The sequence below is a fragment of the Nonomuraea sp. NPDC049624 genome (genome assembly GCF_040675255.1).
Classification (GTDB): Bacteria; Actinomycetota; Actinomycetes; order Streptosporangiales; family Streptosporangiaceae; genus Nonomuraea.
Genome location: NZ_JBFAOR010000001.1, coordinates 927,696 through 948,967 on the forward strand (window position 1 = coordinate 927,696; position 21,272 = coordinate 948,967).

Consider the following 21,272-nt stretch of genomic DNA (forward strand, 5'->3'; position numbering starts at 1 on the left):
TGACGTCCGGACCCGCTGCACTCAGGGCCTCCTGACGGCCGGGGCCGCTGGGCTCAGGGACCGGGCCGTTGACGGTCGCGGTCAGCGGTCCGACTCCCTGATGGCCGTGCCCACCTCGCTCACCCGGTCGGCGAGGAGGCCGAGGGCGCCCACGGCCCTGGTCATCGGGTCGTCGCCGGATCCGCCGAGCGCCCTGGCCCTGAGGTAGGCCGCCTTGATCTCCGCCCAGCGTGCCGCCTGGGCGGGGGTCAGGCGGCCGCGCAGCTCGGCCAGCTTGAGCAGGTTGGCCTCGGCGTCCTGGGTGAGGGTCTGCGCCTCGCCCAGGTAGTGGTCGTCGATCACCGCCTCCAGCTCCTCGTCGTTCATGGCGGGCACGATGCGCTCGGCCAGCTTGTTCATGTTCCGGTACGACCCCTGCAACCGGTACGGCGGCTCGGTCCTGGACGCCTCCGCCTGGGACGCCGACGCGATGTAGGCCGCGTTGTTGGCCAGCACCACCTCCTGCGCCCGCACCAGCTTGCCCAGCACGCCGAGGACCTGCTCCAGCTCGGCTTTGCCGTACGGGTGCCGCAGCTGGTCAGGGCGGACGGCCGGGTCGCCCTTGGCCAGGCGTACCAGGAGCTCGACGTCGGCCCGGTCGCGGCCCGACAGGGGGGCGAGCACCGGGTTGGAGGTCAGCGCGTTGTCCACGTAGCTCAGCGCGAACAGCTCGTCCTTGCCGGAGAGCACGTCGCCCAGGTTCCACACGTCGGCGCGGTTGGCCAGCATGTCCGGGATGCGGAAGCGCTGCCCGGACTCGGTGTACGGGTTGCCCGCCATGCACACCGCGAAGCGCTTCCCGCGCAGGTCGTACGTGCGGGTCCGGCCGTTCCAGACGCCCTCGATGCGGCGCTGGGCGTCGCACAGCGAGATGAACTTCTGCAGGAGCTCCGGCGAGGTGTGCTGGATGTCGTCCAGGTAGAGCAGGGTGTTGTTGCCGCTCTCCAGCGCGAAGGAGATCTTCTCGACCTCCTGCCTGGCCGTGGCGTCGGGGGCGTCGGCCGGGTCGAGCGAGGTGACGCCGTGGCCGAGCGCCGGGCCGTTCACCTTGACGAAGACCAGGCCGAGGCGGCTGGCGACGTACTCCATCAGCGTGGTCTTGCCGTAGCCGGGCGGTGAGATGAGCAGCAGCAGGCCCATCTGGTCGGTGCGCTTGCCCGCGCCCGCCGCGCCGAGCTGCTTGGCCAGGTTGTCGCCGATCAGCGGCAGGTAGACCTCGTCCAGCAGCCGGTTGCGGACGAACGCGCTCATGACCTTGGGCCGGTACTCCTCCAGGCGCAGCCGGCGGCGTTCCTGCTCGATCAGCTCGTTGCGGCGGCGCTGGTAGGCCCGGTAGGCCGGGACCCGGTCCTGCCTGAAGGCGCGCGCCCTGGTCAGCAGCTCGTCGAGCCTGACCCGCAGCCTGCGGTCCTGCACGCGCGGATGCGCGCCGAGCAGCCCCTCGACGGTCTCCTCGACGGCGGCGCCGGAGTCGTGGCGGGGCAGGTCGCACAGGAGCACGGCGACCGCCTCGGCCACCTCGGGGCCCTCGCGGTAGGCGCCGATCCAGGCATGGGCGAGCTGCAGCCGCTCGGGCAGGGGCAGCGCGGCCAGCTCCTCCTCGAACTCGCGCGTCCTGGCCGGGCCGAGCGCCTGCCTGAAGCCGTCGAGGAGGTCGCGCGCCGCCTTGCCGGTCACGAAGCCGGACGGCGTCGCGCCCAGCTCCTCGACCAGGTACTCACCGGCCAGCGCGGCCGTGCTCTGCCCGGTGCCCCGGCCGGTGTCCTGCCCGGTGTCCTGCCCGGTGTTCCGGCCGGTGTCCCGGCCGATGTCCTGGGCGGGGGAGAAGGCGGCGATCCGGGCGCCGAGTTCGGCGGCCAGCGCCTCCAGGGCGGGCGTCCGGCCGAAGACCGCGCGGGCGCGGACCAGGGAGGCGGCCCTGGTGGCCAATGTTTTACGTGAAACCTCGTCCGTGCCGAAGGCCCAGAAGAGCTGCGCGGCCGCGCGGGCCTCGGGCGGGTAGCGCAGCAGGCCGGCGCCCTCGCGCAGGCGGACCAGGCTCTCCAGGACGAGGATCGCGTCGTGGTCGTGCACGCCGCGCTCGTAGCCCTCGTCGTAGCGCTGCTCGGCAGCCTGGCGTACCAGGTCGGCCAGGGCAGCGCCGGGCTCCGCGGAGTCCAGGAGCGAGGCGGCCAGGTGCTCGGCCCGGTACATCTCCGGCGTCTCCGACACCAGCAGCTGATCCCAGAACGGCCGCGTGTCGGCGAAGGACGCCGGCACGGGCGCGCGGTAGTCGGTGCCGGTGATCGCGAAGTGCATCTCGCCGTCGTGCGGGACCAGCGTCAGGTCGATCGGCTGGGTGTTGACGGCGAACAGGTGACGGCCGAGGCGCAGCGTCTCGCCGCCGTCGGTGAACAGGTCCAGCCGGTCCCGCAGGGCGCGGCCGGCCTCCTGCTGGGCCGCCTTGACCCGGCCGTCCAGCTCCTCGGCCCGTACGGCGTCGCCCAGGGAACGCAGCTCGGCCGCCGCCGTACGGACCCTGCCGACCATCGGATCGGTGGCGAAGTACGTGTTGACCTCGTCCATCGAGCCCAGCGACGCCAGCCGCCTGGTCACGCTGCCCAGGATGCGCTCGGCCGAGGCGAAGACCCGGTCGGCCCGCCGGGCCAGGCCGTCGAGCTGGGTCTGCTTCCTGGCCGAGAACGCCTCGTAGACCTCGTCCCGCTTGCCCGCGAGCTGGGCGGCGAAGTCGTCGAACTCGCCGAACCGCGCCTCCAGGTTCTCCACCTGGAGCATCAGGCGGCCGAGCTGCTCGTCGCACTTGTCCGGCGTGTCGGCCATCGCCAGCGCGCCCGAGACGGCCTGCCCGAACAGGGCGAACTCGGCGGCGAAGGCCGCGCGGCCCTCCGAGCCGAGCAGCTCGCGCCGCCGCCCGTCGAGGACGGCCCGCGCCCGGTTCACCCCGGCCAGCACCTCGGCGATCCGGCCCAGGATCGACGTGCGGACCGTGGCGTCGGCGATCTCCAGCGAGCCGACGACCTCCGTCACCACCTCCAGGCCCTCCGCCTGCTCGGCCAGCCGGTCGGCGACCGGCGCGGCCTCGGCCACGGTCGCGATCGCGGCGGCGTCGGCGGCCAGCCGCTCGACCGCCACGTGGTAGGCGGTGAACGCCTCCGCGCCCTCCAGGAAGGCGACCGCGCGCCTGCCGGTCGCGGCCAGCTCCGCGGTCACGGCGGCGGACAGCTCGTCCAGGCGGGCGAGGTCCAGGTAGCGGACGTCGCGCAAAGTCACCAGGCGGCCCTGCTGCCGGCGCAGGCCGGCCAGCGTGGTGACCCAGGCGTCGGCGCCGGCGGGGGTGTCGGCGGCGGCCGCGCGTACCAGATGGGTGGTCTCCTCGGCGGCCGCGGCCAGGGTGTCGGCGGCCTGGCGGGTGAGCTGCTCGACGTTCTCGTACTCGTCGAGCACCTGCTCGGCGGTGGCGCGCACGTCGGCGAGCGGCGCGGCGAGCCCGTGCTCGCCGAGCCAGTGGTAGGAGTCGGCGGCGCGGGTGCAGGCGGCGATCAGGGCCTCGAACGTGGCCTCCGAGGCCGCCATCTCCTCGACCATGCGAGCCACGGACAGGCAGTCGGAGATGCCGCGCACCAGCTCGGCGTTGCCGATGCGCTCCAGGGGCCCGGTCCCGGCGGGCTGGGCGGCGGCGTAGGTGTCGGACACGTACGGCGTCTGCCACACCTGCATCGGGTGGACCCGGGTCGGCTCCTCGGAGAGGGCGCGGAAGACCACCATCGTGCCGTCGTCGAACAGGGAGTACCCGTGGCAGACGATGGGGTTGGCCACCTCCTTCCTGATCACGTTGTACGGCAGCAGCAGCGAGCGGCCGTCGCCGCGGGCGTGGAAGACGTACAGGACGTCCTCGCCGTTGGGCGAGCGCACGACCCGCTCGAACTCCAGGTCCGTCACGTCCGTGTCGAAGGTCTTGCTGATGCCGGTGGCCAGGTAGTAGCCGCCCGGGAAGATCAGCCCCTGGTCCTCGGGCAGCCGCTGGCAGGACTGGCCGATGCCGTCGAGCCTGGTCACCGCCTTGGTACGGGTGTTGAACACCAGATGCCGCCAGTCCGGCTCCTTGTACGGCCTGATCCGCATGAGGACGAGCGGCCCGACCCTGGCGTACTCGACGTCGGCGTCGGCCAGCGACTGGAGGCGTTCGGCGACCGGCTCGGAGTAGACGCCGGCGCCGGTCTCGGTGTTGTTCTCGACCTTGATGGTGAGGTCGCCGCCGATCGTCTCGACGAAGACCTCGCCCTCGATGGAGATGTGCGGATGGCGGCCGAGCACGTGGTCGTCGCGGGTGGTCGGCGTCCACTCGAAGTCGTGGGACGGGGGGAAGACGTGGTCCCGCTCACCCCTGTTATCCAGATATTTCGGGACACCGCCGTTGCTGACCGCCCACCTGAGCACCCGCGTGTCCGCCGGGCCCGTCCGGAACACCGCCAGCAGCTTGCCCTCGACCCGGCGCAGCTGCTGGAGCCTGGTCTCCTTGTAGTACCGGTACAGCTCGGCGAAGTCCTTCCTGAACGCCGGCTCCTCCAGCGTCTCCAGCTTCCCGGTCTCGAACGTGAACGCGTCCCCGTCCCTGGTGAAGCGGTGCACGGCGAACACGTCGGCCACGGTCGTCTCGGGCTTGAGCCCGATGAAGACGTTGTAGCCGAACAACATCACCTCGCCCAGCGAGACGATGTCCCTCGGGACGCAGTTGTTCTCGGTCCTGATCCGCTCGGTGCCGAGCAGGCGCAGCTCCGCGCCGCCGAAGACGCGCAGCCGCTGCCCGTTGACCTCCTCCGCCGCCACCGCGAGGGCCTTGGCCTGCGCCTGGAGACGGTTCCGGAGAACCTCGTAGGTCCCGGCCTCCAGCTCGGTGGTGCTCACGTCAGCCCTTCGCCGCCGCCAGCGCGGCCACGGGGGAGTCGGCCACGCCCAGCCGGCGCGCGGTCTCCAGCAGCTCGCCGAGCGCCGACGACTGGGGGCCGCCGTCCTGGATGAGCCGCATGAGCAGGGCCGAGACGGTCAGGTTCTTGATGTCCTCGGTGCGCACCCCGCCGACCACGCTCGCGATGTCCGCCGCCAGGCTGGCCGTCCCGTTGAGGTACGGCGCCGCGAGGGCCCCGGCCACGGTCGAGTGGCCGACGAAGCCGTCCACCGCCTTGCCCGTGGTGATCGAGCCGACCACCTTGTCGAAGAACATCGTGTCGCCGCCGACGATGTCGATGTTGGCCTTGGCCAGCCCCGCCGCCAGCACGCTGGCCTGCGACTCGGCCACCTGGCGGGTGACGTCGATGTGCTTGAGCCTGATCTCCTTGTCGGCCTCCAGGCGCAGGCGGTACTCCTCGTGGCCCCGGCTGGCCTCGTCCAGGGCGGCCATCGCGGCGGCCTTCTGGGTCAGGCCCTCGGCCTCGGCCTTGAGCTTCTCGCCGATCGCGGTGGCGCCGGCCAGCGCCATGGCCTGCTCGCCCTCGGCCTGCGCCTTGAGCCGGTCGCCCTCGATCAGCGCCATGGCCCGCGCGCCCTCGGCCTCGGCCCGCAGCTTCTCGCCCAGGGACAGGGCCTCGGCGCGGCCGACCTTCTCGATGGCGTCCGCGTCGCGCTCCTTGACCTGCACCTGCGCCAGCCCGGCCGCGGCGGACTCGGCCTGCACGCCCTCCGCGAGCCGGATCTTGGCCCGCGCCTCCAGCTCGGCGGCCTGCTGCCGGGCCTCGGCCAGCACCAGCTCCTCGCGGGCCCTGAACTTCGAGGCCGCCTCCGCGGCCTCGGCCGCCTTGATGTCCTTGACCAGGTTCTCCTGCGCCTCGGCCTCGGCCGCGATGATCACCTGCTGACGGGTGCGCTCGGCCTCCTCGACCACCCGCAGCCGCTTGATGCTCTCCTCCTGCTCGGCCACCGTCTTGTCGACCGCGATGCGCTCCCTGATGACCTCGGCGATCGACCGCTTCTCGGTCTCGACCTCCTTGTCCTTGGCGATGCGCGACAGCTCGGTCTCCCGCTCGCGGGCGATGACCTCCAGCAGGCGGTCCTTCTCGATGCGCTCGCTCTCGATCGCGATCACCCGCTCGCGGTTCTTCTCGGCGACCGCCACCTCGCGGGCCTGGTTCTCGCGCTGCACGCCGATCTGCTCGTCGGTCTTGATGCCGGCCGTCTGCGCGCGCAGCCGCTCCTCGGCCTGCACGCGGGCGATCTCCGCCTCCTCGCGGGCCTTGACGGTCTCGATCTCGCGGCGCTGCTTGAGCTCGGCGTCGGCCTGGCGGCGCTGGAGCTCCAGGATGGCCTCGCGGGCGTCCACGTTCTGGCGGGTGATCTCCTTCTCCTCGGCCCGCTGGAACTCGTTGGTCCGTACGTGCTCCAGCGCGGTCAGCTCGGTGATCTTCCTGATGCCCTGGGCGTCCAGGATGTTGCTGGAGTCGAGCTGGGTGAGCGCGGTCTGCTCCAGGTAGTCGATGGCGGCGTCTTCGAGGCTGTAGCCGTTCAGGTCGGTGCCGATGAGCCGGATGATCTCGTCGCGGAACTCGTCCCGCTTGGTGTAGAGGTCGACGAAGTCGAGCTGCTTGCCGGCCGTCTTCAGCGCCTCGGAGAACTTGGCGCTGAACAGCTCCTGGAGGGTGTTCTCGTCGCTGGCCCGCGCGGTGCCGATGGCCTGGGCGACCTTGATGACGTCCTCGGCGGTCTTGTTCACCCGGACGAAGAACGTGATCTTGATGTCCGCCCTGATGTTGTCCCGGCAGATCAGCCCCTCACGGCCGGTACGGGTGATCTCGATGGTCTTCACCGAGATGTCCATGGTCTCGGCCTTGTGGACGACCGGCAGCACGATGGCGCCGGTGAACGTCACGTCCACCTTGTTGACCTTCGACACGATCAGCGCCTTGCCCTGTTCCACCTTGCGGAAAAGGCGGCCGATGATGACCAGCAGGCCAATCACGATGACCAGGACGACGGCGAGAAATACGCCGAAGCCCGTGGAGATGACGTCCATCAGATCTCGCTTTCGTAGGGCATGACCCAGAAGAATTCGCCGTCTTTGTCGTATTCGAAGATGAGTGCTTTGTCGCCGCGGCCCAGGCGGTCCCGTCCGGTCGTCCGGACCTGGACGACCGCGGTCGAGCCGTCCTCGGCGGTGACCTCGGCCTGGCCGAAGTCGGGGGTGGCGGCCCCGGTGCGGATGACGCACGGGCGGCCCACGAGGTCGCCTCGCGAGTGCTGCCCGCCGTCCTGGAACGCCCTGCGCAGCGGCCTGATCAGGGCGCGCGTGGCGAGCCAGCCGCCCGCCGCCGCGGCGAACGGCACGGCGGCCAGCGCGGCGTCCGGCAGCACCTGGCTGCCGACCAGGCTCAGCAGCCACGCGACCGCGACCAGCAGGGAGATGACGATTCCGGCGGGGACGCCGCCGAACCCCAGCCATGGCGCGTCGTGGTCGAGATCCAGCAGGCCCGCGATGACGGCCAGCCAATAAGCCAGGACGGCCGCGAGGAGGAAAGTGAAAATGACGGTCGGAAAGCCCAGAGCGGCGTGGAAGAACTCGGTCATCAACCCTCGGTTTGCCCCATCCCCCGGTGTGTCCTGACGGACTATATACATATAAAGCGCGACTAAAGGGGAAAGTTCCCGACTTCATATCGAAAGTTGGCCGACTTGACCTCAAGGGCGGTTGAGGTAGCACGCTCGACGACATGACTGACGTGATGAGGGCGGCCGCGTTCGCCGAGCCGGGCGGCCCCGAGGTGCTGAAGGTGATGGAGGTGCCCGCGCCGCAGGCGGGCCGGGGACAGGTGCGCGTCCGCGTGCGGGCGGCCGGCGTGCAGCCGTTCGACACGGCCGTACGGGCGGGGTGGCTGCCGCCGTACCTGGGGGAGGTGCCCTGGCCGCGCATCCCGGGCAACGAGTTCGCCGGCGTGGTCGACCAGGTGGGCGACGGGGTCGCCGGGGTGTCGGCCGGGGACGAGGTGCTGGGGTTCTCGCGCCTGTTCGCCTACGCCGAGTACATCGTGGTCCCGGCGGCCGACGTGGCGCCCAAGCCCGCCGGGATCCCCTGGGAGGTGGCCGGCGGGCTGACCTCCGGCGTGCAGACGGCCGAGCTGGCCCTCGACGCCCTGGCGGTCGGCGCCGGCGAGACGCTGCTCGTGCACGGCGCGGCCGGGTCCGTGGGCACGGCGGCCGTGCAGATCGCCCGCATGCGCGGCGCCACGGTGATCGGCACCGCCCGCGAAGCCAACCACGACCACCTGCGCGACCTCGGCGCGATCCCGGTCGCCTACGGTGACGGGCTCGCCGACCGGGTGCGCGCGCTCGCCCCCGGCGGCGTGCACGCGGCCCTCGACGGCGCCGGCGGCCACGCCCTGGAGGTCTCGCTCGACCTGGTCGCCGACCGCGGGCGCATCGTCACGCTGGTCGAGCACGGCCGGGCGGCCGAGCTGGGCGTCAAGGTCGTCCAGGGCGAGCGCACGGCCGAACGGCTCGGCCGGTACGCCGCCCTGTACGCCGAGGGCCGCTTCGCCTTCCCGGTGCGGCGGACGTACCGGCTGGAGGAGGCCGCCGACGCCCACCGCGAGATCGAGACCGGCCACGGCCGGGGGAAGGTCGTCTTGGTGACGGACTAGAGGTCCGCCCCGATTTCCGGGCGGGCCGGTTCGGACGGCGTTCCTGTGACGCCGGTCGAGCCGGCCCGCCTTCGCGGTTCAGACGGCGTTCCTGTGGCGCTGGTTGAACCGGCCCGCCTTCGCGCGGTTGCCGCACACCTCCATCGAGCACCACCTGCGGCTGCCGTTCTTGCTCACGTCGAGGAACCACAGGACGCAGGCCGGGTTCGCGCACTTGCGCAGCCGTTCGGGACGTTCGCGCAGGAGCCGGACGAAGTCGGCGGCCGCCGTCCAGGCCGCCTCCCAGGCCGGATCGCTCACCACGACGGTCTCGCGCGGCCCGTCGTCGTCCATCCGCGGCCTGGTCGAGCCCTCGGCGAGCACCGCGTTGAGCGCGTCGTGCCCCCGGCCTTCGAGCGAGCCGCGCAGCGCGTCCCGCGTCCGGACGAGCCGGTCGCGCACCCGCTCCAGGTCGTCCTCGCCCGGCAGGCCGTGGTCGCCGAGCCAGGAGCGCACGCCTTCCAGGTCGTCGAACTGGTCGAGCAGGGCGCCGTGCTCCACCCAGACGGTGTCGACCAGGTCGAGCGCCATGGGCTCGTCGCGAAGCGGCCGTATCCTCACTGCCTCTAACCCCCAAAAGCGATTTGACCGGTTATCCATCGCCATGCTATCACTTAACCAGCAAAACGGATTTAGCCGGTTATAGCTGGAGGATGAGATGACTGTTCGGTACCGCACCGCTGTGGTGGACGGCCTCGACGTGTTCTACCGGGAGGCCGGTGACCCGTCGGCGCCCACGCTGGTGCTGCTGCACGGGTTCCCGACCTCGTCGGTGGCCTACCAGGAGCTGATCGCCGACCTGGCGGACGAGTTCCATCTGATCGCGCCCGACTACCCGGGCTTCGGCCACAGCTCGGCCCCCGCGGCCGACGAGTGGGAGTACAGCTTCGACCACCTGGCCGACGTGGTGGACACTCTCCTGGACACCCTCGGCGTCACCAGGTACGCGCTCTACGTGCACGACTACGGCGCCCCCGTCGGCTTCCGCCTCGCCGTCCGGCACCCGGAGCGCGTCACCGGCATCGTCACCCAGAACGGCAACGCGTACGAGGAGGGTCTGACGCCGTTCTGGGAGCCGCTGCGCAAGGCGTGGGCCGACCCGTCCGAGGAGAACACCTCCGCGCTGCTCGGCCTGCTCACCCCCGAGGCCACCCACTGGCAGTACACGCACGGCGTCCCCGACGCCGCCATGGTCAACCCGGACAAGGCGGCCCTCGACCAGGCCCGTCTCGACCGGCCCGGCAACCACGCCGTCCAGCTCGCCCTCTTCGTGGACTACGGCCGCAACCCGGGCCTCTACCCGCAGTGGCAGGAGTACCTGCGCACGCACCAGACGCCGGTGCTGGCCGTGTGGGGCCGGCACGACGAGATCTTCGGCCCCGACGGCGCCCTCGCCTTCGACCGGGACACCAAGCGCGCGCAGATCCAGCTCCTGGACGCCGGCCACTTCGCCCTGGAGACGCGCGGCCCGCAGATCGCGGCCCTGGTCCGCGACTTCCTCCGCCGCCTCTCCGACTGACGGGAGCCTCCGATGAGCCAGCCCCGCCGCCGCGGGAACACCACGGCCCGCACCGGCCTGTCCGCCGCCGCCGTCCACGCGCACCGATCCCTGGGCTCCCGCCCCGCCCCCGCCCCCCACGGGCGCGCGGCGGGCCCGGCGGCCGGGCCGCCGCCCTCCCGGAGGCGGGGGTGGGCCGGGACGTCGGGGGCGCCCGCCCGGCCGTCCGCCAGGGCGGTGGCCCTGGCCACCGCGGCGGCGCTGGCCGGACTGTCCTTACTGGCCCTGCTGGCCGGCCTCACCGGCATGGAGCTGTTCGCGCTGCCGTTCGCCGCCTCCGCCGGGATCGTGGCCCTGGCGCCCGCCGCGCCGTTCGCCCAGCCGCGCAGCATCCTCCTCGGCCACCTGAGCGCCGCCGCGCTCGCCCTGGCGCTCACCGCCCTCACCGGCCCCTCGGTGTGGACGGCGGTCGCCGCGGCGGCGCTCTCCACGGCCCCGATGTTGCTGCTGCGGGCCCCTCACCCGCCGGCCGGGGCCACGGCGGCGCTGGTCGGGCTCACCGCCCCCGACCCGGTGTACCTGCTCGACCCGGTCCTGGTCGCCAGCCTCGTGGTGATCGTCGCCGGGGTGGCGCTCGGAAGGGCGCTGCCGGGCCGCCGATACCCCGCCTACTGGCGGTGACCCGTCACTGGCGGCGGCGCATGGCCTCGGCGATCACCAGGGCGACGTCGTTGAGCTCGTGCTCGCCGTCCTCGACGTCCCAGAGGGCGTTCTGCAGGATCCGGCCGAGGGTCCAGCCGGCCGCCCTGGCGGGGTCGAGGCCCAGCCCGTCCACCATCAGGTCGAACCGCCGCAGCACGCCCCTGATCGGGTCGCCGGTGGCGACGACGGCGTCCCAGCGGTTGTCCAGGGCGGGCCACAGGTCGAAGCCGGGGTCACCGGCCAGCGGCTTGGGGTCGATGGCGAGCCACGGCTCCCGCTCGGCGGCCAGCACGTTGTCGTAGTGCAGGTCCCAGTGCAGCAGCCGGTCGCCCGGCTCGCCGACGAGCTCGGCGACCGCGTCGGCGCACCAGCGCAGCCAGTGCCTGTCCTGCTCGCGGGGCAGCGCGGCCGCCGCGCGATCGACGTCGGCCAGCATCTGCGCGGCGATGTCGCCCAACCGGCGCAGCCCCTGCGGGGCGGGGAAGGCGGTCAACCGGCCCAGCAACCCGGTCAGGATCGTCAGCGCCTCGGTGTCGTCAGGGACGGCCGACAGCGGGCGGCCGGAGTCGAGGCGTTCCAGCAGCAGGGCGCCGGTCTCGGGGTCGTCGTCGAGCAGCAGCACCGAGCCCTTCCCGGCCCACGTGCGCAGGCCCGGCGCCTCGGTGGCGTTCTCGTCGGTGACGGGCTGGAGCTTGAGCGCCGCCCTGGTGCCGTCCTCCCGCACGACGGGCAGCACGAGGGAGACCACGCCGTGCATGGGGCGGCCCTCGTCGAGCCGCAGCCCCCACTCCTCCAGGTAACGCTCGGCCAGCGCGGGCAGGCCGGCCGACCAGGCCCGCCCCCGCTCGCCGTCGATCTTCACGTGTGATGCGGTCAACGCCTCGGGAACCATGATCCTCATCGCCCCAGTCTGCCTCCGGCCGGGGCGCCCGCGGCTAGAAGTGCCAGGGGAAGGGCGACCAGTCGGGCGCCCGCTTCTCCAGGAAGGAGTCGCGCCCCTCGGCCGCCTCGTCCGTCATGTACGCCAGCCGCGTCGCCTCGCCCGCGAACACCTGCTGCCCGACCAGCCCGTCGTCGATCATGTTGAAGGCGAACTTCAGCATGCGCTGCGCGGTGGGCGACTTGCCGTTGACCTTGCGCGCCCACTCCAGCGCCGTGGCCTCCAGCTCGGCGTGCGGGACGACGGCGTTGACCATGCCCATGCGGTGGGCGTCGGCCGCGCTGTAGGTGTCGCCCAGGAAGAAGATCTCGCGCGCGAACTTCTGCCCGACCTGCCGCGCCAGGTAGGCCGAGCCGAAGCCGCCGTCGAAGCTGGCCACGTCGGCGTCGGTCTGCTTGAAGCGGGCGTGCTCGGCGCTGGCCAGGGTGAGATCGGCCACGACGTGGAGGCTGTGCCCGCCGCCCGCGGCCCAGCCGGGCACCACGCAGATCACGATCTTGGGCATGAACCGGATCAGGCGCTGCACCTCCAGGATGTGCAGCCGCCCGGTGGCGGGGGTGCCGTCGGCGTACTGGTAGCCGTCCTTGCCCCTGATGCGCTGGTCGCCGCCGGAGCAGAAGGCCCACCCGCCGTCCTTGGGCGAGGGGCCGTTGCCCGTGAGCAGCACGCAGCCGACGTCGGTGGCCTGCCTGGCGTGGTCGAGCGCCCGGTAGAGCTCGTCGACCGTCTGGGGCCTGAAGGCGTTGCGCACTTCGGGCCGGTTGAACGCGACCCGCACCGTGCCCTGGTCGAGGGCCCGGTGGTAGGTGATGTCGGTGAAGTCGAAGCCCTCGACTGCCTGCCACATCTTCGGATCGAACAGCTCGGAGACCATGGAGGCGAGCCTAACGGATCTGCCCCTCGGCCCACTCGGCCCACGCCTTCTGGGCGGCCCCGAGCCGCAGGCCGTACTCCAGGGCGAGCCGGCCGTAGACCGACAGGTTGTCCTGGCCGCTCTCGACGAAGCCCTTGATGGCCTCCATGTGCTCCATGTGCTTGCCCACCACCTCGGCCTGCCGGCGCAGGTAGGCGCGGGCCTGCTCGGGATCGACCTGGCCGAGGAAGAACACGCGCAGCAGCATGTCGCTGCGCCCGACCCGGACCGGCTCGACCTCGATGATCCAGCGGCGCAGCTCGGCCCGGCCCTCCTGGGTGATCGCGTACTCCTTGCGGCCGCGGGGGCCCTCGGCCGCGACGCTCACGAGCCCGGCGTCGGCCAGCTTGCCGAGCTCGGCGTAGAGCTGGCTCTGCGTGGCCGGCCAGACGTTGGACAATGAGACGTCGAAGGTCTTCAGCAGGTCGTAGCCGCTGGCCGGGCCCTCGGCGAGCAGACCAAGCACGGCGTGTCTCAAGCTCATATTCCTATATTGACATATCTCCACAGGAGGTTCTACATTCGACATGTCTACATAGGAATGTCAAAGGAGTTGCGCGATGCGCGGTCTGCTCGGTTTCCTCCCCTGGGTCGTCTACGCGGTCATCGCCACCGGCGACGAGTGGCGCTGGGGCGCCATCACCGGCCTCGTGATCGCCCTCGCCCTCGTGGCCATCGACCGCCGGTCCGGCCGGGCCTGGGACGAGATCGTCATCGAGACGAGCGCCGCCGCCTTCTTCGCCCTGCTCACGGTGCTCTCCCTGGCGGCCCCGCACTCGCCGCTCACGCCGTACGGGCCCGCGCTGGTCAACGTGTGGCTGGCCGGCACCGCCTGGGGCTCGCTGGCCATCGGCAAGCCGTTCACGCTGGGCATCGCGCGCACGATGGCGCCGAAGGAGATCTGGGAGACCCAGGCGTTCCGCCGCGTCAACGTGGTGATCACGACGGTGTGGGCGGCGGCGTTCACGCTCGCCGCCGTCTCGCTGACGTTCGTGCTGGCTGCGGCCCCCCACGCCACCACGGTCGTCATCGCGATCAAGGTGCTCTCGTTCGTCGTCCCCGCCGTCTTCACCGCCCGGTACCCGAAGGTCGTCAGGCGCCGCGCCGAGGCCGCCGCTAAGTGACCTCCGCCCGCAGCTCGGCCAGGAGCTCCCCCTGGTCGGCCAGCATGTCGGTGAGGATGCGGCGGGCGGCGCCGAGCAGGTCTGCCAGCTCGGGAGTGGCCAGGGTGTAGACCACCGTGCTGCCTTCGCGGATTGCGCTCACGATCCCGGCCCTGCGCAGGACCGCCAGCTGCTGTGAGAGGCTCGACGCCTCGATGTCGATCTGGGCCAGCAGGTCCCTGACGGGCAGTGGACCTTCCTGGAGTAGCTCCAACACTCTGATGCGAGCGGGGTGGCCGAGTGTCCGGAAGAAGTCGGCCTTGGCCTGGTGGACCTCCACGTGCATATTGCAAGACTAATCGAGCGCAGTTGCATAATTCTTCAAGTCACCATGTTGTTGGATAGCATGACAGCGGGGACTAGGGAGTAGCCATGGGCCGAGGAAGAGCCAAGGCGAAGCAGACGAAGGTCGCTCGCCAGCTGAAGTACGCCAACCACAACATCGACTACGACCGGCTGCGCGAGGAGCTGGGCGCGGACTCGCCACGCGAGGAGATGTACACGTCTACGGCGCCCGAGCAGGAGTCCGAGCGCGCGCAATGACGCGCGCCGGCTTCGCGGGGGCGTCCGCGACGTTCTCGGGCCGCCTGGCCTCCGGCGCCTGACCGGTCGCCGCGAGTTCCAGGCGGTGTTGCCGTGCCCGATGTCGTGCCTGATCCCGGGCCCGATCCCGTGCCCGCCCGGCGGCGTGCCGCAGGGTGCGGGGCGGGCCGCAGTGGTCCGGCGGGCTGCTAGCCCGTCACCGCTTCGAGCAGCCGGCGCGCGTCGGCGAGCAGGCGGCCGGTGGCGGCCTGCGACACCGGGTCGGCGTTCTGCTGGAATCCGTGCGTGAGGCCGGGCTCCCTGCGGCACGTGACCGGCACGCCCGCCTCGGCCAGCCGGCGGGCGTAGGCCTCGCCCTCGTCCCTGAGGGCGTCGTGCTCGGCGGTGACCACCAGCGTGGCGGGCATCCCGCTCAGGTCGGGCACGAGCAGCGGGCTCAGCCTCGGGTCGCCGCGCCGCGCCGGGTCGGGCGCCCACTGCCGCACGGCCCAGGCGAGGAAGCTCTCGTCGAGGCCGTGACCGGTGCCCTTCTCCCGCACGCTGGGGCAGGAGAGCGTGAGGTCGGTGTTGGGGCAGACCAGGATCTGGGCGGCGGGCAACGGGTCGCCCGCGTCCCGCAGCGCCAGGCAGGCCATCGTGGCCAGGTAGCCGCCCGCGCTGTCCCCGGCCACCGCCACCGGACGGGCCGCGCGCAGCACGTCCACGACGTCCTCGACGGCCGCCGGGTACGGGTGCTCGGGCGCCAGCCGGTAGTCCACGGCCAGCACCTCCACCCCGCACTCGCGGGCCAGCAGGCGGCAGATCCGGTCGTGCGTGTCCAGGCCGCAGAACACCCACGCGCCGCCGTGCACGTACACCACCAGCGGCCGCCGCTCCCGCGCGGGCCGGTAGTGCCGCAGCGGCAGCCCGCGCGGCCCGGCCAGGTCGCTCACCCGCGGCAGCTCGGGCCCCCGCGCACGCAGGTGCGCCCGCTCGGCGCTGCCCCTGCGCAGCTCGTGGACGTCGGGATCGTTCATGGACGACGAGTGTAGGGATCACCGGCGGGCAAAGATCTCGCGGCGCAGGCGCAAAGCCAGGCATGCGGGGAAGGCCGATGGGCAGGTGCCGATCGGCCGACAAGGAGATCCAGACATGCGCGTAGGAATCGTGGGTTCGGGCCGGCTCGGCGCGCCGCTCGGCCGGCTGTTCGCGGCGGCCGGCCACGACGTGCTCTTCAGCGACGCCCGGCCGGCCCTCGCCGAGGAGGCCGCGGCCGCCGCCGAGGGGCAGTCGGGCGTCGGTTCGCCGATCGAGTCGGCGCGCTTCGGCGAGGTCGTCGTCATGGCGGTGTGGTGGGAGGCGTTCCCGACCGTGGTCGAGGAGCTGGGCGCGGCGCTGGGCGGCAAGATCGTCATCGACCCCAGCAACCCGATCACCCGGCTCGACGGCGCCGAGGCGGTGGTGGCCGTGCCGGACGGGCTCACCAGCCCGCAGTACCAGCAGCACGTGCTCGGCCGCGAGGTGCGGCTGGTGCGCACGTTCAACACCAAGTACCCCAACGAGCTGCTGGACCTGGGCACGGCCGGGCAGCGGGGCGGCCCGCGGGCCGACATGCCCTACTGGGGCGACGACGAGGCCGCCAAGAAGGCCGTGGTGCCGCTCATCGAGGACGCCGGCTTCACCGCCATCGACGGGGGCGGCCTGGCCGACGCCCTGTGAGCCGGGCCGGGCCGAGCGGGGCTGGGCCCGGCCGGCCCTGCGTGAGCCGGGATGGGCCTGAGGGAGCCGAGGGTGGGCCGGTCAGGCCGCGCAGGTGTCGTGGGTGGCGTCGAAGCCCTTGATCGCCTCGGTGTCGTCGGCGCGCAGCGGCTTGAGCCCCTTCCAGTCGTCGCCGAGCACCAGCACCAGGTGGTTCGTCCGGGCGCCGGGGACCAGCTTCGGCGTGGCGGCGAGCAGGTCGTTGGTGAGGGTGGGCACCCGCGTCTCGGCGTTGGGGCCGTAGAGCAGCGTGGTCTTCGCCTGCGGCTTCCTGGCCGTGTCGCCGATCTTGCTGATGTGGTAGCCGCGCTGTTCCAGGAACGCGGCCACCTGCGTGCCGAGGCCGCCGCGGTAGGTGCCGTTGCGCAGCTCGACCTGGATCTTCGACCGCCCCACCTTGGCCTGGCCGCCCTTGACGCCCTGGACGCTCTGGTCCCTGGCGACGATCTGGAACAGCCGGCCCGCCTGCGGCTGCACCCACTCGACCCGGCCCGGCTGGGTCAGCGAGTAGTGCCAGGGGGTGGTGATGAACCGGATCTGCCCGGCGTTGAGGCCCTGGAGGCTGGTGGCGAGGTCCTTCATGACGCCCACCGACAGGTCGTCGTCGACGGTCACCGACTTGGTGCCGGCGTCGAGGAAGCCGAACAGCTTGGACGGGTCGGTGAGCGTCTCGCCGCTCATCACCTTCTTGAGCATCGAGGCGATGAACATCTGCTGCCGCTGGATGCGCCCGATGTCGGAGCCGTCGCCGAGGCTGTAGCGGGCGCGGACGTAGCCGAGCGCCTGCTCGCCGTTGAGCGTCTGCCGCCCGGCGGGCAGGTGGAGCAGGGCCTTCTTGTCGTTCACCGGCGAGGGCAGGCAGACCTCGACGCCGCCCACGGCGTTGACCATGCTCTTGAAGCCGGTGAAGTCGACCTTCACGAAGTGGTCGATGTGGATGCGGGTGAGCGACTCGATCGTCTTCCAGGTGCAGGCGATGCCCCCGGAGTTGAACGACTCGTTGATCATGCCCAGGTGCGGCTGCTGGCCGGGCAGGCCGCCCGTGGCCCGGCAGGCGGGCAGCTGGACCAGCGAGTCGCGCGGGAAGCTGATCACCATGGCGTTGTCCCGCTTGGACGACACGTGCGCCAGCATGATCGTGTCCGTGCGCTCGCCCGCGATGCGGCGGCCGTACCTGGCGTTCTTGCCGTCGCGCTGGTCGGAGCCCACGATCAGGACGTTCATCGCCGAGGTGGCGACCTTGGGGGGCCGCGTCTCGCCGAGGTCCTCCTTGGTGACCGTGGAGCGCTTGAGGTTGCCGCTGAGCTTGGCGGTGACGCCGACGGCCACGCCGGCGACCAGCAGGACGACGGCGACCGCGATCGCGATCACCCAGCGTAGCCAGCGCCGGCGGCGCCGCTTGGGGGCGCCGGGGTCGCTGGAGGGCGGAGCATCGACAAGCCCGCTGCTCACGTGACTCCAGAGGGACGGGGGCCGAGGGGCCACCGCCCCGGGCCAAGAGCCTCGCCGTACAAGTCTCGGCCGTTGAACGTGCCCGAGTGTACTCAGTCCGGGACGGGTATGCGGAGGGACCGTGTTCCTTGACGGTCAAGCCTCGCGTCCGCGCTCGCGCGGGGTCACCAGGCCGGACTCGTAGGCGAAGACCACGAGCTGGGCGCGGTCGCGGGCGTGCAGCTTGGTCATGGCCCGGCTGACGTGCGTCTTGGCGGTGGTCGGGCTGATCACCATCTGGGCGGCGATCTCGTCGTTGGACATGCCGCGGGCGACAAGGGCGGTCACCTCGCGTTCGCGGTTGGTGAGCACGTCCAGGCCCTGGGGTTCGGGTTCGGGGCGGCGGGCGACGTACTCGCCGATCAGGCGGCGGGTGATGGCGGGGGAGAGCAGGGCGTCGCCGCGGGCGGCCACCCTGACGCCCTGGAGCAGGTCCGCGGGCTCGGTGTCCTTGACCAGGAAGCCGCTCGCGCCGGCGCGCAGCGCGTGGAAGACGTACTCGTCCAGGCCGTAGTTGGTCAGGATCACCACGTGGACCTCGGCCAGGCGGTCGTCGGCGGCGATGCGCCTGGTGGCTTCGATGCCGTCCATGACGGGCATCTGCACGTCCACGAGCGCCACGTCGGGGCGGTGTTCCAGGGCGAGGGCGATCGCCTGCTCCCCGTTGGCGGCCTCGGCGACGACCTCGATGTCGTCCTCGGCCTCCAGCAGGGCGCGGAAGCCGCCGCGGATGAGGGCCTGGTCGTCCACCAGCAGCACGCGGATCACCGGGCCTCCTGCAGCGGCAGCTCGGCGCGCACGGTGAACCCGCCCTCGGGACGCGGCCCGGTCGCCAGCCGCCCGCCGAGGGCCGTGACGCGCTCGCGCATGCCCAGCAGGCCCACGCCGGGGTCGCAGGGGCCGCCGTTCGCGCGGCCGTCGTCGTCCACCTGCACGATCAGCTCCTCCTCGCCGTAGTCGACGCGTACCGAGGCGGTGGCGGGCCCGGCGTGCTTGGAGACGTTGGTCAGCGCCTCCTGGACGATCCGGTAGGCCGCCCGGTCGACCTCGGCCGGCAGGTCGCGGCGGTCGCCGGTAACCGTCACCGTGGCCGGGACGCCGGTCGAGCGGGCCCGTTCGACCAGGTGGGTGAGCCGGTCGAGGCCGCTGGCGGCGGGAGCGTCGTCGTCCTCGCGCAGCACCTCCAGCGTGGCGCGCAGCTCGCGCATGGCCTCGCCGCTGGCCTCCTGGATGGCCAGCAGCGCCGCCGGCACCTCCTCGCCGCGCTTGCGCGCGAGGTGCACGGCCACGCCCGCCTGCACCTTGATGACCGAGATGGTGTGGGTGAGCGAGTCGTGCAGCTCCCTGGCGATGCGCAGCCGCTCCTCGCCGGCCCGGCGCAGCGCCGCCTCCTCGCGGGTCCGCTCGGCCTCGGCGGCCCGCTGCTCGACCTGCACGAGGTAGGCCTGCCGGTGCCGGGTCACGGTCGCGGTCACCCCGGCCGCCAGGAACCAGCCGAGCAGCAGCGTCGTCTTCTGCACGATCTCCTGCGCGGTCTGCCCGTCGGGGGAGGCCAGGTTGACCGCCAGGGTCCCGCCCAGGAACAGCGCGCCGGCCGCCGTGGCGAGCGCCCGGTGACCGGCCCTGACCGTGGCGAACACGGTCACCATCACAGGGAAGGCGGCCGGCGGGCCGGGCTGCGCGTGCGCGGAGTAGACCAGCATGCACAGCGTGGTGACCAGCAGCGCCGGGATCGGCGCCCGCCGCCAGGCGACGAGCGCGAACGACCCGGCGAGCACGGCGGCGTAGTCCGCGGGCCCCGCGTCCGGCGTGGCCACCACGGTCGCCGTCAGCAGCACGGCCACCACGGCCGCGAGCGCCGCGTCCATGACGGCGGGGTGCCATCGCAAGCTCATGCCAAGCACAGTAAAGCCTGATGTGTCGATAATCGTCCTCACGTGGGCGGAATGGGGGACTACTCCCGCCGTCGTACTCCGCCCGCCTCTGCGCCCCGTGCCGTAGCCGCGGAAGTCATCCCGGGCAGGACGACTCCGGCCCGTCCCGCGCCCCACCATGGCGGCCATGAACACGACGCAGACGCCCGCAGGCCAGTTCCGCTACGTCACGCCCGTCCGGCCGCAGGACGCCACGGGCCGGGTGGCCCAGGTCTACGCGCGCCTCGCCGACGACTTCGGCATGGCCCGCATGGCGGTCTTCCTGACGTTGTCGCCCGCCCCCGCCGTGCTGGCCGGGACCTGGGCGCTGCTGCGGGAGTCGCTGCTGGCCGGGCCGGGGTCCAGGACCGGCAGGGAGGTGGTGGCGCTGGGGGTGTCGCTGGCCAACCGGTGCCCGTTCTGCGTGGCCGCGCACACGACGCTGCTGCACGCCACCGGCGACCACAGGCTGGCCGAGACCGTCGCGGCCGGGGGCGTGCCGGCGGATCCGGAGCACGCCGCGCTGCTGCGGTGGGCCAAGGACCGGCGGGTGCCCGCGCCCTTCCCCGCGGACCAGGCGCCCGCGTACGTCGGCACCGCGCTGACCTTCCACTTCGTCAACCGGATCGCCTCGTCCCTGCTCACCGAGAACCTGCTGCCGGGCAACCTGCAGAAGTCGCGCCTGGTGCGCAGCGTGGGCGGCCGGGCCATGTCCCGGACGGTGCGCAGGCAGCTGCCGCCCGGCGCGGGCCTGGACGTGCTGGACGGCCTGCCCTCGTCCACCGAGCCCGCCTGGGCGGCCGGCACGCCGGTCGGCACGGCGTACGCCACGCTCATGGCCGTCGCGGGCACGGGCGGGGAGCTGCTCGGCGAGGCGGCCAGGACGGCCGTCACCGAGGCGGTCGCCGCCTGGGACGGCGAGCACCCGCCGATGGGCGGCGACCGGCTGTCGGGCCCGCTGGCCGGCGTGCCCGACGACGAACGGCCCGCAGCCAGGCTCGCGCTGCTCGCCGCCCTCGCGCCCTACCGGGTCACCGACGCGGACGTCGCCGCCTGGCGCGGCGCCGCGACGACGGACGAGGACCTGGTGCGGCTCGTCGCCTTCGGCGCCGCCACGGCGACGCGGCACGTGGAGGCCGCACTCACCGGGACCCGCCTGGACGCCGGAGGGCGGTCAGGTCGGTAGGCAGGCGGGCGGGCGGCCCGAGACGGGCCAGACGTATGCGAGGTCGTCGGGCTCGTCGCCGAAGAGGGGGCGGTAGTGGCCGGGGTCCTTGCGCAGGAGGGCGGAGCGGTGGCTGCGGTGGAAGGCGTCGTCGCCGAGCCAGGGCGGCAGCTCGCCGGCCGCCGCCAGCTCGTGCTGGGTGCGGATGACGGGCGTGCCGCAGGCGCGGCCCAGCTCGACGGACATCGTGGCCGCGCAGGTGTCGGCCCGGCCGGTCGAGCACCAGCGGTCGCAGACGTCGAGCCCGTAGCGCACGAGGGCCTCCTCGTAGCCGGCCCACATCTTGACGGCGGGGTGGTGGCGCCAGCCGTAGCCGGGGACGATCAGGGCGCGCAGCACCTGCAGGGCCTCCACCCGCTGCTTGCCCAGCCGCAGCGCATCCAGGACCCCAGCACTGGCCGTGAAATCCGGATATGGAAGAAAAGTCTGCATCGACGCCCCCGCT

Annotated in this window: 20 protein-coding genes; 7 read left to right on the forward strand and 13 right to left on the reverse strand. The window is 72.6% G+C overall.

What is annotated here, in order from left to right; translation table 11 throughout:
- Positions 1-81 precede the first annotated feature (81 nt).
- Genes AB0J76_RS04960 through AB0J76_RS04970 form a run of 3 tightly spaced genes read right to left on the reverse strand, consistent with a single transcriptional unit; the run spans position 82 to position 7,593 of the window.
- Positions 82-4,944, reverse strand: a complete 4,863-nt coding sequence (locus AB0J76_RS04960) for a DNA repair ATPase (RefSeq protein WP_352318341.1) — start codon at positions 4,942-4,944, stop codon at positions 82-84.
- Between the two features lies 1 nt (position 4,945).
- On the reverse strand, positions 4,946-7,042 hold the full coding sequence (locus AB0J76_RS04965; RefSeq protein ID WP_352318339.1) for a flotillin family protein: 2,097 nt from the start codon (positions 7,040-7,042) through the stop codon (positions 4,946-4,948).
- On the reverse strand, positions 7,042-7,593 hold the full coding sequence (locus AB0J76_RS04970) for a hypothetical protein (RefSeq protein WP_352318337.1): 552 nt from the start codon (positions 7,591-7,593) through the stop codon (positions 7,042-7,044). Before AB0J76_RS04970 ends, AB0J76_RS04965 begins: the two co-directional genes overlap by 1 nt.
- Before the next feature lie 155 nt (positions 7,594-7,748).
- Here AB0J76_RS04970 and AB0J76_RS04975 point away from each other — a divergent pair, with 155 nt between their 5' ends.
- Positions 7,749-8,663, forward strand: coding sequence for an NADP-dependent oxidoreductase (locus tag AB0J76_RS04975; protein ID WP_352318481.1), 915 nt, complete (start codon positions 7,749-7,751; stop codon positions 8,661-8,663).
- A 78-nt stretch (positions 8,664-8,741) separates the two neighbouring features.
- Here the strand turns inward: AB0J76_RS04975 and AB0J76_RS04980 are convergent, their stop codons facing one another.
- Positions 8,742-9,263, reverse strand: coding sequence for a CGNR zinc finger domain-containing protein (locus tag AB0J76_RS04980; protein WP_352318336.1), 522 nt, complete (start codon positions 9,261-9,263; stop codon positions 8,742-8,744).
- Between the two features lie 97 nt (positions 9,264-9,360).
- Between AB0J76_RS04980 and AB0J76_RS04985 the strand changes: the two genes are divergently transcribed.
- Both AB0J76_RS04985 and AB0J76_RS04990 read left to right on the forward strand, forming a co-directional pair.
- Positions 9,361-10,221, forward strand: coding sequence for an alpha/beta hydrolase (locus AB0J76_RS04985; protein ID WP_352318334.1), 861 nt, complete (start codon positions 9,361-9,363; stop codon positions 10,219-10,221).
- A gap of 12 nt (positions 10,222-10,233) precedes the next feature.
- A complete protein-coding gene (locus AB0J76_RS04990) occupies positions 10,234-10,881 on the forward strand; it encodes an HPP family protein (protein ID WP_352318333.1) in 648 nt (215 codons plus the stop codon).
- A 4-nt stretch (positions 10,882-10,885) separates the two neighbouring features.
- Here the strand turns inward: AB0J76_RS04990 and AB0J76_RS04995 are convergent, their stop codons facing one another.
- From AB0J76_RS04995 to AB0J76_RS05005, 3 genes are read right to left on the reverse strand one after another with little or no spacing between them, the layout of a single operon-like run.
- The gene (locus AB0J76_RS04995; protein ID WP_352318332.1) at positions 10,886-11,803 is read right to left on the reverse strand and encodes an aminoglycoside phosphotransferase family protein; all 918 of its coding nucleotides are present in this window, start codon (positions 11,801-11,803) and stop codon (positions 10,886-10,888) included.
- Between the two features lie 34 nt (positions 11,804-11,837).
- On the reverse strand, positions 11,838-12,716 hold the full coding sequence (locus AB0J76_RS05000) for a 1,4-dihydroxy-2-naphthoyl-CoA synthase (RefSeq protein ID WP_352318330.1): 879 nt from the start codon (positions 12,714-12,716) through the stop codon (positions 11,838-11,840).
- Positions 12,717-12,726: 10 nt separating this feature from the next.
- Positions 12,727-13,239, reverse strand: a complete 513-nt coding sequence (locus tag AB0J76_RS05005; protein WP_352318329.1) for a PadR family transcriptional regulator — start codon at positions 13,237-13,239, stop codon at positions 12,727-12,729.
- Between the two features lie 76 nt (positions 13,240-13,315).
- Between AB0J76_RS05005 and AB0J76_RS05010 the strand changes: the two genes are divergently transcribed.
- Positions 13,316-13,879, forward strand: a complete 564-nt coding sequence (locus AB0J76_RS05010; RefSeq protein WP_352318327.1) for a hypothetical protein — start codon at positions 13,316-13,318, stop codon at positions 13,877-13,879.
- Here the strand turns inward: AB0J76_RS05010 and AB0J76_RS05015 are convergent.
- Positions 13,872-14,204, reverse strand: a complete 333-nt coding sequence (locus AB0J76_RS05015) for a metalloregulator ArsR/SmtB family transcription factor (protein ID WP_090938046.1) — start codon at positions 14,202-14,204, stop codon at positions 13,872-13,874. The genes AB0J76_RS05010 and AB0J76_RS05015 overlap by 8 nt on opposite strands.
- Before the next feature lie 86 nt (positions 14,205-14,290).
- On the opposite strand from AB0J76_RS05015, the gene AB0J76_RS05020 reads away from it, so the two are divergent.
- Positions 14,291-14,461: a DUF3073 domain-containing protein gene (locus AB0J76_RS05020; RefSeq protein WP_352318325.1), complete on the forward strand. Its 171-nt coding sequence runs from the start codon at positions 14,291-14,293 to the stop codon at positions 14,459-14,461.
- A 188-nt stretch (positions 14,462-14,649) separates the two neighbouring features.
- Here AB0J76_RS05020 and AB0J76_RS05025 read toward each other — a convergent pair whose 3' ends face one another.
- On the reverse strand, positions 14,650-15,477 hold the full coding sequence (locus AB0J76_RS05025) for an alpha/beta hydrolase (protein WP_352318323.1): 828 nt from the start codon (positions 15,475-15,477) through the stop codon (positions 14,650-14,652).
- A 115-nt stretch (positions 15,478-15,592) separates the two neighbouring features.
- On the opposite strand from AB0J76_RS05025, the gene AB0J76_RS05030 reads away from it, so the two are divergent.
- The gene (locus AB0J76_RS05030; RefSeq protein WP_352318322.1) at positions 15,593-16,159 is read left to right on the forward strand and encodes an NAD(P)-binding domain-containing protein; all 567 of its coding nucleotides are present in this window, start codon (positions 15,593-15,595) and stop codon (positions 16,157-16,159) included.
- A gap of 81 nt (positions 16,160-16,240) precedes the next feature.
- Here AB0J76_RS05030 and AB0J76_RS05035 read toward each other — a convergent pair whose 3' ends face one another.
- The 3 genes from AB0J76_RS05035 to AB0J76_RS05045 all read right to left on the reverse strand — a co-directional run bounded on the left by AB0J76_RS05035 (position 16,241) and on the right by AB0J76_RS05045 (position 19,584).
- Entirely contained in the window at positions 16,241-17,650 is a 1,410-nt protein-coding gene (locus tag AB0J76_RS05035; RefSeq protein WP_352318320.1) for an LCP family protein, read from the reverse strand.
- Positions 17,651-17,785: 135 nt separating this feature from the next.
- Positions 17,786-18,457: a response regulator transcription factor gene (locus AB0J76_RS05040; RefSeq protein WP_352318318.1), complete on the reverse strand. Its 672-nt coding sequence runs from the start codon at positions 18,455-18,457 to the stop codon at positions 17,786-17,788.
- Positions 18,454-19,584, reverse strand: coding sequence for a sensor histidine kinase (locus tag AB0J76_RS05045; RefSeq protein ID WP_364388801.1), 1,131 nt, complete (start codon positions 19,582-19,584; stop codon positions 18,454-18,456). The genes AB0J76_RS05040 and AB0J76_RS05045 overlap by 4 nt, the downstream gene beginning before the upstream one ends.
- A 166-nt stretch (positions 19,585-19,750) precedes the next feature.
- Between AB0J76_RS05045 and AB0J76_RS05050 the strand changes: the two genes are divergently transcribed.
- Positions 19,751-20,788, forward strand: coding sequence for a carboxymuconolactone decarboxylase family protein (locus AB0J76_RS05050; RefSeq protein WP_352318313.1), 1,038 nt, complete (start codon positions 19,751-19,753; stop codon positions 20,786-20,788).
- Here AB0J76_RS05050 and AB0J76_RS05055 read toward each other — a convergent pair.
- Complete coding sequence (locus tag AB0J76_RS05055) at positions 20,777-21,259, reverse strand: MSMEG_6728 family protein (protein WP_352318311.1); 483 nt, start codon at positions 21,257-21,259, stop codon at positions 20,777-20,779. The two genes, AB0J76_RS05050 and AB0J76_RS05055, sit on opposite strands and share 12 nt — an antisense overlap.
- Positions 21,260-21,272: the final 13 nt, after the last annotated feature.